Genomic DNA, 9,844 nt, shown 5'->3' with positions numbered 1-9,844 from the left:
TTTGGCAAAAGGCTTTTCCTATACAAACTGAGCGAGAACGTGGGACGTCAAGTTTTTTGATCACACTAATCATATCAAGTTACTTTTGTCAAGTTTTTTGTAAAGAAATATGTTTATAAAGCATAGCTTTTTTAAGGGGGGTTAGGGGGGATCCATGTACCTAATTACAAAGGTGACATGCTCCCCCTGCTCCCTGCTCCCTACTCCCTACTCCCTACTCCCTAGGAATTTATACCTCACCCAATTGAAAACTGCTATATGGTTTTTATGTAAGCTATTGAGCTTATAAAAAAAATGCGATCGCTAATCTAACTAGCGATCGCTAACAGTCTTGGGTAAACACCTTTTATGTAAGAACTAATCGGAACAGTCTTGGGATTAAACTAATGTGTTACACAAATGCATTAAATGCCTGCTCAGCAGCATCAAGATTGCCGAATACAGTCAGATTATCCTCGCCGCCAAGGATGGCTACTACGGCTTCTTGACCACTAACTGTTTCGCGACCGAAACTAATATTGCCCAAGAACTCATCAGCGAAATCAAAGCTATCCGCTGCCTGAAAGTCAGTGATTTGGTCAAAGTCCTGGAAACCGTCTTGGAAGATTTCACTGCCGAAGGCGAAGATGTCTGCACCTGAATTGCCAGTTAACAAGTCATTGCCAACCCCTCCGTTCAAGACATCATTAACGCTACCACCAATCAGAGTGTCATTGCCTTCATTACCGAAAACAGTACCATTAACAGTGCCTGCGATACCATCATAGGTATCATCACCCGCACTGAGTAGAACATCGCCGTTGATAGTGCCTTGGTTAACAATAGTTACGTCACCCTCAGCATCCTGAACATCAATAGCCACCTGAGGGCTGCCTGCAACAACACCACCGTTGATAGTGCCCCTGTTAATGATTTCGCCGTTGAGTTCGACTCCGTCCTCAATCAGTACTGCCGCATCAGTTTCTGAGGTCAAGGTGCCTTCATTGACAATATCACCATTGAAGACTGAGAGGTCAGTATTAGTACCCTGTCTAAGGCGAACAGCAGTAGCTCGGTTGTTACCCACCGGCACACCACGTCCGATCACCGTACCCCGATTAATCACACTACCTGTGACATCAGCACCGAGTTGTAGAGAAATGGCATCTCCATCATTTCCTTCACCGACATCGATCAGACCACTTCTTTCGTTGACAATCGAGTAGGAAAGCGCGCTCTGGTCAGTGTAAACGACACCATCCCGGGGACTGGCAGAGGTGAGAATTTCACCGAAGTTTTGCAGGCTAATATCTTGACCACCGATATTTACGGCACGACTAGCACTAGTGATAGTACCGAAATTTTGCAGCGCGCCAGAAGAGGTACCGCCATTGGCAAAGCTAACGCCGTTGAAAGCGCCATCAATCGTACCGGTGTTAACGATTGTACCGTTGAGTTCGACTCCCGACTCAATCAGTACACCACTGTCAGTTTCTGAGATCAACGTGCCTTCATTGATAATATCACCATTGAAGACTGAGAGGTCAGTATTAGTACCCTGTCTCAGGCGAATCGCAGTAGCTTGGTTATTACCGACCGGCACACCACGTCCGATCACCGTACCTTGATTAACCACACTGCCTGTGACATTAGCACCGAGTTGTAGAGAAATGGCATCTCCATCATTGCCCTCACCGACATCAATAACAGCATCACGACCGTTGAAAATATCATAGGATGTAGCGCTCTGGTCAGCGTAAACGACACCATCCCGAGGACTTGCAGAGGAGATAATCTGGGCTAAGTTATCCACCCTAATGTTTTGACCACCGATGTTGACCGGACGACTATCACTAGTAATCAAGCCTTGGTTGGTTAATGTGCCAGAAGAAACACCACCATTAACGAAGTTGACACCGTTGAAGCTACCATCAATTGTGCCTGTCTCTGCATTAAAGATGCTGGCATTAGTGCCGGTGATATCAACAGCACTACCATCAACATCCAATGTACCGAATACGGTTAAAGAATCCCCTACTCCGGGTAGTACTACGGGCTCGGTTAGAGTTTCTCCAGTGGGAATAAAAGTGTTTGACATCAAAGTTCCTCCGAATGCAAGTGAATTAAGTTGAGACTGGAAGTAAACACTGGTCTACCGGCAATAGACCAGTGTAGTGTGTGTAACCTCAGGCAAACATTGACCCTTAGGCAAAAACCATCGGTTTTAACAGGGCATTAGCGCTGTTGTCTAGTCGCTAAGGTGTCTATATTTCTACAATGGCATTCGGATCAGAGCCTAATGTCTCAGTTTTTGTCTCAGTTTTTTACCTCAGTTATTTTAACTAGGCTTAGTTGTATAATTTTTTTCATACTTAGCCCAGGGTGAGCTTAGATTTTTCTCAGACTAATCTCAGGTTGAATCATAAACCGATGAAATTAATCCTATTCAGAGGCGCTATATAGCATAAGTTAGCATAATAGTTGTCTCAGTTTTTGTCTCAGTTGTCTCAGTTTTGCTTTTTTTCTCAGTTTGGTTTCAGTTTGGCTTCAGTTTTGCTGAATTGATCAATTAAATCCTATGACATTTGGTTTCACAAGCGTGTTATATGATGTCAGGATAATTACCCTTAATAAAAATCTCCCCATCTCCCCATCTCCCCATCTCCCCATCTCCCCATCTCCCCATCTCCCCATCTCCCCATCTCCCCATCTCCCCACACTTTTATTATCGGTATTCAACCGAATTTGATATTATTATCCCATCACCCCATCAACCTACAGTCTTAATGTCAATCAATTAGCCGGTCTACTTTAGTCATAGTGCTGAATTTTTGGCTGTTATCCCGGATCTGGTAATCAGTTAACGAAGGAGTGATCTGGTTTATAGGATTTATAAATCAGATGTAAACATAGGAGGTCTTTTTTTATTGTCCAATAAAACTCTGTATCTCTTTCCCATCTTTACTTTTGCCTCTTAGCTTTTGCTTTTTCCGGCAATAATTTTGTTTACAACCAAGATATAAACGCGCTTATCGGTTGTTAAACAATTTGTAAGCATATGCGCTACGCGCTGAGAGCTGAGAGCTGAGAGCTGAGAGCTGTTCGCGTAGCGTGCGCGTAGCGCATATGCTTACGGTTAGTTAGCTAAACACCGCTCCACTCACAGCTAGGGAGAGTTGGTTTGGTGAAGACCAAGCTTTTATTGTGCTGCATTGCAACCACAACGTTTTCTGATGGCTGCTTCTACTTAATCGGTGATCAAGGTCAGCAATTGGAATTCAGTAGACATCTCCAATAATCTGTAATCAAGTCACAGCAATCAAACTAAGGGGGTCAATAACTGATTCAAAATTTAGCCATAGGAACCATTTCATCAGGTTTTGGAGTCTCATTATCCAAATTTGGAGTAAAATTATGAGTCATTACAATGTCAATTACTTGACCACATTCAGCCGATTCTGTTATTTCTAAAATTAGAGAGCCAATTCTTAATCTTACTAAGCCACAAACAGTTAATATTACCGATTCATAACGCTTTTTATTTAAACGAAATCTTTAATAATTTTAAATATTTTCACTCTTCTGATCAAATGCTCTACGAAAATTCGCGATTTTGATAAAAGTTTATTATCGGCTTTCTGTGAATCAGTTAATTCTCCATTTTTAGGTTTCTTAGACGGAGTAGTTATTTGCGATTATCCTACATAAGCTTTATCTCCACTAAAAAATTGGTGTTCATCAAATTTATTTAAAGTTTGGCGACATATTTTAATGTCACTCATTGGTCCTGGTTTTCCCACAACTACATCAAGAATTTCTTGTCCTTTTGGTAAAACCACAAACTGACTTTTAAAAGTATGTCTTTTTTGTTTACCTGAATAATATTTATTTTGGGTTTGGTAGTCTAAAGGTCTCTCGATGACTTGCTCTGAACTATCTACTATCAATTCATAGTTGGTTAATTCTTCCTTAATCTGTTCTACTTCTTCCGGGAACTTTTTTACTTGTTCTAACCGACTTGGTGGTAAGGCTTCTTGAAAGATTTTTTGCCAATAATTAAATAAGTTATGAGCCGTTGACTCGCTTACTTTAAAAAGCAAACCTAAAAGTTGAAAACTTAAGTTATGCCTCAGATAAACTAACATCAAAATTATTTGTTCTTCCTCAGATAATTTTGGATGATTCCCACCTCCTGCTTTAATAAGTCTAATTTTATTTTTTTCATTCTCTTGTTGTTTTTCTTTAGCTATAAGCTTTCCTTGCTCTATCAGTTTTATTAATTGCTCATAATTAATTCCTAATAACCTTTTTGTTTGTTTAGGGTGTTTTTGAATATATTCCCAAGTATAATTGCTCATTTTTCCAGTTTATCTATGACTAATTCCTTCCATTATACTCTATTTGTAGAATTTTATGGTATTATGGAGATGTCTAGTGATGAGAATAGCTCAAAGTTATGTCTATTTTTATGATCGGCACCCAACGCTCAGGCTCTAATTTATTGCGCCTGATGTTGAATCAGATCGGTGATATCGCTGCTCCCCACTCCCCTCACATATTGCAGCGGATGATGCCATTACTACCTAGCTATGGGGATTTGAGTCAAACGGACACCTTTACCCTCTTAGTCAATGATGTGTGTCGTTTAGTGGAACTCAATCCCGTCCCTTGGGAGGGTGTGAATTTAGATACAAAGGAAGTCATTTCCCTTTGCCGAGAGCGGTCTTTGGTGGCGATATTTGCCTCTGTCTACGATATTATGGGACAAACTTGGGGAGCAAAGCAATGGTGTTGCAAAAGTTTAGCCAACGTTTACTACCTGCCAGAGATTACCGCCTATTTGGAAAACGCTAAATTTATCTATTTGTACCGGGATGGTCGAGATGTAGCGCTTTCTTTTAAGAAGGCAGTGGTTGGGGAAAAGCACTTCTACCATATTGCTCAAGAATGGGCAAAAGCTCAGCGTTTAGCACTCCAGATGCGCTCTCGCCTAAGTCCCGATAGGTTTTTCAGCATCAGTTATGAAACCCTAATCAGCTCTCCTGAGACTACTCTGCAGGATCTGTGTAATTTCCTAGGCGTGCAGTATACTCCTGAGATGCTGGATTTCCATCAATCCCAGGAAGCATCGAATGCTGCAACGTCTAGCTCCTTATGGACTAATGTCACCCAACCTGTCATTAAACAAAACACTAAGAAGTTTCTCCAGGAAGCTACGGATGAGGAAATCCTGATTTTTGAATTAGTGGCCGGAGATGTACTTGATGCTCTTGGTTACGAACGGGTTGGGATTCTTCAAAGTAAAGAAATCAAATTCAGCAGCACTGCGATCGCTAAATTTAATGCGATTAACCAAAGCTTAAAAGCAGAGGTCCGCCAAACGATGGATCCTGAGGACTTAAAGCGACGGGATCGCCAAGCCAGTCTGCTCAAAGAGATTAAAGCACGTCAGACCGTAGTGGCTTAAATAACTGACTATGTTAAAAAAACTGCATGTAAACTCGGAAAATTCCGAGTCGGTATCCCTTTGGTTTCTGTTCTGGAACTTTTTCAAGATCGGAAGTATAGCCTTTGGCGGTTTCATGGCTCTGATTTCCGTAGTGGAGAATCGGATGGTGCGGCGGCACAAACTCCTCACCCATGAAGATATGCTAGACGGCATTTCCTTAGCCACTGTTTTACCTGGTCCAGTTGCTGCTAACGTAGTAGCCTATGTGGGCTATCGCTTGGGGAGGACTAATGGGGCTGTAGTCAGTGCCATCGGTGTGTTGCTCCCTTCTTTTATCCTGGTAATTGGTTTAACCATTGCTTATCTCCAGGCCGGCGAAATTCCAGCACTTCAAAAAGCCTTTGCGGGATTTATTCCTGCGGTGGTGGCGATTATCTTGAGTGCCGCCAGCCGCATGAGCAAAAAAGCGATCAAAGGCTGGCGGGAACTAGTGATTGCTTTAATAGCGGCAGTCCTACTCAAGGTAATAGGAGGATTCTACATTACTGTACTAGTCGTGGTGGGTTCTGGATTGGTAGGATGGCTTTGGTTAGGTGAAACTAAGCAGTCGGGACAGGAAAGTTCCCAAGCTCAACCCATTCAGGAGTCAATTGAAGGGATTTCCTGGCTGAAGCTATCAATCACCTTGGTCATCCTCCTGAGTTTTCTGTTGCTGTCTCTGATTCCCCTACCCTTTTTGGGGGAAACCAGCCTCGGGAAACTATTCGTGACATTTTCGGGAATGAGCCTGATGCTATTTGGTGGAGGCTACGTGTTCATTCCCCTGATTCAAGAAGTGGTGGTGAATACTTACGGTTGGGTGACTCAGACAGAATTTGCTAATGCGATCGCAATTGGACAAATTACTCCTGGACCAATTCTGATCAGCGCTGCCTTCATCGGTTATGTGGTGAAAGGGATTTCGGGAGCAATAGTAGCAACAGTAGGAATTTTTTTACCACCAGGACTGCTGATGGTAACCTGTTCCCACTTATTGAAACATATCAAAGAATCTACAGTGATTCAGGCGGCGCTCAAAGGAATTCGTCCTGCCGTCATTGGCATGATCATTACCGCTGCTATTGTAGTAGCTGGGAGTGCTGAATTTCATGTTGGCAGCCTGGTGATCTTTGCCGCAGCCCTAGTTGCCCTGTGGCGGTTCCGGGTGAAGGTGCTGTTGATTATCCCGATTGCTGGAATTTTCGGCTTAGTACTTTACTCAATCTAGAATGGGTTGCTATAGCAAAGGGAACAGGGAACAGCGGATCACCGGAACAGGGAGCAGGGAGCAGGGAGTAGGGAACAGGGAACAAACATTCTCTCAATTGATTTAGGATTGCTATAATATAGAGTTTTAAAACAAGTTGTAAAGTTATAGATTGTCGAAAAAGGCAAGAGGCAAGAGGAACCCACCCCTAACCCCTCCCAGGAGGGGAAGGCAAGAGGGGCAAGAGCTCCAGAGTTTTTTAGTAAAATAAAATAACACCTTCTCGGTTTACATCTCAAATACAAATGCTATAGCAATCCGTGTAGGAATGGTGAGAATTTTTGTTCCCTACTCCCTACTCCCTACTCCCTACTCCCTGTTGCCTGTTCCCAGAATTCCTAAACGGATCCCTATTAGCATGCCAACTTTTTAGCGTCAACGTTTCAATCAGCTTATCCAGGGAGCCATAATCCTCTGCCGGTAAAAATTTTTCTATCTTAGCAGCTGCCAGGGCTGGATGATTTGCTGGGATATTCAGAAGCGCGTCGGTCACTGCTGCGACTAATTGCGGGTCAGTACCCTTAACCGCAGCAATTGGCCACTCGGGATAGAGCTGGGTGGTATGAGTATAGAAGAATTCGTCCTTAGCCGAATCTAGGATTCTCAGCTGTTCCAGGTTTTCCAACAAGCCTTGGTTGAGCATCTTTTCTAATTGACCTGTACGGATAAACCCAACATCAATTTTGCCGTTGACTACGTCAAGCACGATCTTGTCTTGTGATTTGTTTTCCACAAAACTGCTGAAGTCCAGGAACGGGTCAATACCATGTTCAAGCAGATGATAGATTTGGAAAGTGCAGCCAGCCGCCGCCGTTTGAAAAGCCACGCAGGCTGCCTTCTTACCCTGCAGATCCTTCAGCTTGTAGATATTGCTATCGCTTCTGACGATGATCAGACCACCAAATTTTGTACCCACCTGAGGTCGAGAGTGGGTAAGTAGAAATTCCGTATCGTAGAGCCGACGGATTTGCACAGCTGCCAGAGGATTGTTGGTGGTAAAGTGCAAATTACCTTGGGCTACTTCAATGAATTGACTTTCTTGGGTAACAGGTACTAAGGAGAAAGGGCGATTAATCACCCCAGAGAGGTAGTTTAGGAGTGGCTGATACCGTTGTTTGACAGAATCCACGCTATCAATGATCAGCACACCCACCCGGACAGTATTGTCCGACACTTGTTGATGGGAAGTATCAACGGGTATCACTGATGGGTTTGCAGACTGTTTCTTCTCGCAGGCGGTAAGCCCTAGGATAAGAGCAATAGATACACCAGTCAACAGATGAATTATTGTCTGTTGATAACTTATTGAGTTTACTAGATTTTTAACCATCAAAACCAATTAAATTCTTCAATAATAAGAATCATAAAAATAATTTAAAATATATCTTATTTTTTATTTAGCAAGAGTTATTTCAATTGATGGATACTTTGATAAATTTTCGATGAAGTTTCGATGAAGTTTTAGATATCTCTTAGCCAGCCTTAGTTTTTACTGTCAGCAGTTGCGAGCATACACAAAAACTCCCAAAAACTCTACCTGTAGAGTTAGATATGACTATATCACTACTATCCCTAGCGTATATTAATTAAATTGGCGTAACTCTTAAGGCATAAAATTCAGTTAATTGACTGAGATTAATTCCTAGATAAATATGGTTACATTAAAAACTGTAGTCAATCTATAAATTATAAATAGGTTGTGAACTCTCACCCGGCCAAGATTCCTGTAATACCAAGAATTTTTGGTTTATGGATTTTCACAACTCGTTTATAAACCCTATAGTTATCCTGATCGGAAAAATAGTCACAGTCCTATGCATTGTTCAAAAGACTTACCCTGGGAATTACCAGTCATACCTCAAGGGATAACCCAAGATCGACAACAGCACTACCATCAACAATCAAGTCAACCCACCGATTCCAACAATTCCCAACCACAAAGGAAAAGTAATGATCTGCGCACTCAATTATTGAAGACCATTCTCCCAGCGGTTTTAACCCCTCTAGGTCTGGCTGGACTATTCAGCTACAGTGCTATTTCCCGCAGCTCCCAACAGCAAGCTGAGCAACTATTAGAGAGTGAAACCCTAGTTGCGGGCAGAGTTTTCTATATATTTTTGGAGGAAGCAAAAAGAATACCTGCTACTTTGGCAGCTAGCCCTCTAGTAGTTGAGGCGGCTAGCACTGCAGCCAAAGTTTCTCAAGATCAAAACCTTTCCAAATTACCCTACGACGAGGTTGAAGAGTCTTTCTCGGCTACCCGGTTAATCCAGCCAAATCAAGCTCTCAATGATTACTTACGTAAAACTACAGAAATGTATGAGTTTGCCGAGATATCTTTCACCGAAAAGCACGGGTTTAATGTGGCTTACAACAGTCCTACTCCTGACTTTCTCCAACGGGATGAATACTGGTGGCAATATGCAAAAAATGATCCCAGTCAGCAGGTGATTAACACGAAATTTGATCACACTGACGATCGGTTCGTGATTGAGTTCAGCAAAGCGATCACAGACCCAGCAACTGATGAATTCCTAGGGGTTGTTAGAGGAGTTTTGCCTGCCTCGGTTTTCAGCACCATATTTAAAAACCTGCTGAAGGATTTGGAAATTGGGGATTCTCAATCTATGCAGCTACTAGCCCTGAATAAAGACGACACTGTGGCTGTTGTTGATACCATCTACCAAGGGAAGAGTAAAGACCAGCCACAGAAACTGCTCGGGGCAAAGGATCAAGTACTTGTACAGAACGTAAAAATTTTGCTCGAAGCTGTTGAAACTGGGAAAACAGTCCAACAGAAGGGACTGACCATAAAGTCAGCTAATTCAGAACTTTTCCCAAACTTAAAGCTGGCCACCTTTGATCATAATAGCAGGCACTATATATTGGTTGCAGTTCCTGATAGCAATTGGACTGTGGCCGTCTCGATCAAACTTAGTGAACTCAGAGCAGCGGGTAGAAAAGCGGCAATAGGCTTTGCTAGTGGGACTTTAGCAAAAATCAAGCCCAAATCAAGCCTAAACTCGCTTTATATCTTAAAAATACGTCCATATTTTCCTGCAGCCAACATACAAAACGGTAAGATATGGCACTCCGAAATGCCTCCAAAG

The 9,844-nt window shown here is 42.5% G+C and carries 7 protein-coding genes and 1 pseudogene; 4 read left to right on the top strand and 4 right to left on the bottom strand.

Going from position 1 to position 9,844, the window contains the following annotated elements; all coding sequences use genetic code 11:
* The first annotated feature begins 154 nt into the window (after positions 1–154).
* Positions 155–289 (top strand): hypothetical protein, encoded by a 135-nt coding sequence (locus tag F6K49_RS30680; RefSeq protein ID WP_293102703.1) that lies wholly within the window; start codon positions 155–157, stop codon positions 287–289.
* Positions 290–391: 102 nt separating this feature from the next.
* Here the strand turns inward: F6K49_RS30680 and F6K49_RS30675 are convergent, their stop codons facing one another.
* Together F6K49_RS30675 and F6K49_RS30670 are read right to left on the bottom strand one after the other, a co-directional pair.
* Positions 392–2,077 carry a hypothetical protein gene (locus F6K49_RS30675; protein WP_293102700.1) on the bottom strand — a complete coding sequence of 562 codons (1,686 nt, stop codon included), beginning with the start codon at positions 2,075–2,077 and terminating at the stop codon, positions 392–394.
* Positions 2,078–3,521: 1,444 nt separating this feature from the next.
* Positions 3,522–4,124: pseudogene (locus tag F6K49_RS30670) on the bottom strand (transposase family protein).
* Positions 4,125–4,435: 311 nt separating this feature from the next.
* Between F6K49_RS30670 and F6K49_RS30665 the strand changes: the two are divergent.
* Both F6K49_RS30665 and chrA read left to right on the top strand, forming a co-directional pair.
* A complete protein-coding gene (locus F6K49_RS30665) occupies positions 4,436–5,446 on the top strand; it encodes a sulfotransferase (RefSeq protein ID WP_293102697.1) in 1,011 nt (336 codons plus the stop codon).
* Between the two features lie 10 nt (positions 5,447–5,456).
* Positions 5,457–6,695 (top strand): chromate efflux transporter, encoded by a 1,239-nt coding sequence (gene chrA / locus F6K49_RS30660; protein WP_293102694.1) that lies wholly within the window; start codon positions 5,457–5,459, stop codon positions 6,693–6,695.
* A 38-nt stretch (positions 6,696–6,733) separates the two neighbouring features.
* Here the strand turns inward: chrA and F6K49_RS30655 are convergent, their stop codons facing one another.
* A complete protein-coding gene (locus F6K49_RS30655; RefSeq protein WP_293020171.1) occupies positions 6,734–6,880 on the bottom strand; it encodes a hypothetical protein in 147 nt (48 codons plus the stop codon).
* Between the two features lie 149 nt (positions 6,881–7,029).
* Complete coding sequence (locus F6K49_RS30650) at positions 7,030–8,064, bottom strand: phosphate/phosphite/phosphonate ABC transporter substrate-binding protein (protein WP_293102691.1); 1,035 nt, start codon at positions 8,062–8,064, stop codon at positions 7,030–7,032.
* Positions 8,065–8,548: 484 nt separating this feature from the next.
* Here F6K49_RS30650 and F6K49_RS30645 point away from each other — a divergent pair.
* Positions 8,549–9,844 (top strand): PDC sensor domain-containing protein (locus F6K49_RS30645; protein WP_293102706.1); only part of this gene is annotated, 1,296 nt, incomplete at its 3' end.

It is taken from the genome of Moorena sp. SIO3I6, assembly GCF_010672095.1.
This window is presented reverse-complemented; position numbering and strand designations above follow the sequence as displayed.